A 1,248-nucleotide genomic window follows, 5' to 3' on the forward strand; every position below is an offset into this window, starting at 1 on the left:
TAGGGTACGGGCCGCCATGAAACTCGCTAGAGGCTTTTCTCGACAGCATAGGATCATCCACTTCACCACAATCGGCTCGGCATCAGGTCTCACCCTTGATGAGTGGCGGATTTGCCTACCACTCGGGCTACACCCTTACCCCGGGACAACCACCGCCCGGGATGGACTACCTTCCTGCGTCACCCCATCACTCACCTACTAACCGCTTGGTTCAGCGGCTCCACCACTCCCCTCAACTCCGAAGAGATCAGGGCGGCTTCACGGCCTTAGCATCACGATGCTCGATGTTTGACGCTTCACAGCGGGTACCGGAATATCAACCGGTTATCCATCGACTACGCCTGTCGGCCTCGCCTTAGGTCCCGACTTACCCTGGGCAGATCAGCTTGACCCAGGAACCCTTAGTCAATCGGCGCACACGTTTCTCACGTGTGAATCGCTACTCATGCCTGCATTCTCACTCGTCAACCGTCCACAACTACCTTCCGGTGCTGCTTCACCCGGCAGACGACGCTCCCCTACCCATCACAACACCCGTTAGGGCTATATGCTGCAATGACACGACTTCGGCGGTACGCTTGAGCCCCGCTACATTGTCGGCGCGGAATCACTAGACCAGTGAGCTATTACGCACTCTTTCAAGGGTGGCTGCTTCTAAGCCAACCTCCTGGTTGTCTGTGCGACTCCACATCCTTTCCCACTTAGCGTACGCTTAGGGGCCTTAGTCGATGCTCTGGGCTGTTTCCCTCTCGACCATGGAGCTTATCCCCCACAGTCTCACTGCCGCGCTCTCACTTACCGGCATTCGGAGTTTGGCTAAGGTCAGTAACCCGGTAGGGCCCATCGCCTATCCAGTGCTCTACCTCCGGCAAGAAACACACGACGCTGCACCTAAATGCATTTCGGGGAGAACCAGCTATCACGGAGTTTGATTGGCCTTTCACCCCTAACCACAGGTCATCCCCCAGGTTTTCAACCCTGGTGGGTTCGGTCCTCCACGAAGTCTTACCTCCGCTTCAACCTGCCCATGGCTAGATCACTCCGCTTCGGGTCTTGAGCGTGCTACTCAAACGCCCTATTCGGACTCGCTTTCGCTACGGCTTCCCCACACGGGTTAACCTCGCAACACACCGCAAACTCGCAGGCTCATTCTTCAAAAGGCACGCAGTCACGAGATACAGCAAGCTGCATCCGACGCTCCCACGGCTTGTAGGCACACGGTTTCAGGTACTATTTCACTCCCCTCCC

Annotated in this window: 1 rRNA gene (only partly in view); it reads right to left on the bottom strand. The window is 56.7% G+C overall.

Features of this window, described 5'->3' with window-relative positions:
• Nucleotides 1–1,248, bottom strand: a 23S ribosomal RNA gene (locus AB0927_RS40885); its annotated part reaches 1,494 nt to the left of the window's first position; the annotation flags it as partial.

Source organism: Streptomyces sp. NPDC048106 (assembly GCF_040706415.1).
GTDB lineage: Bacteria > Actinomycetota > Actinomycetes > Streptomycetales > Streptomycetaceae > Streptomyces.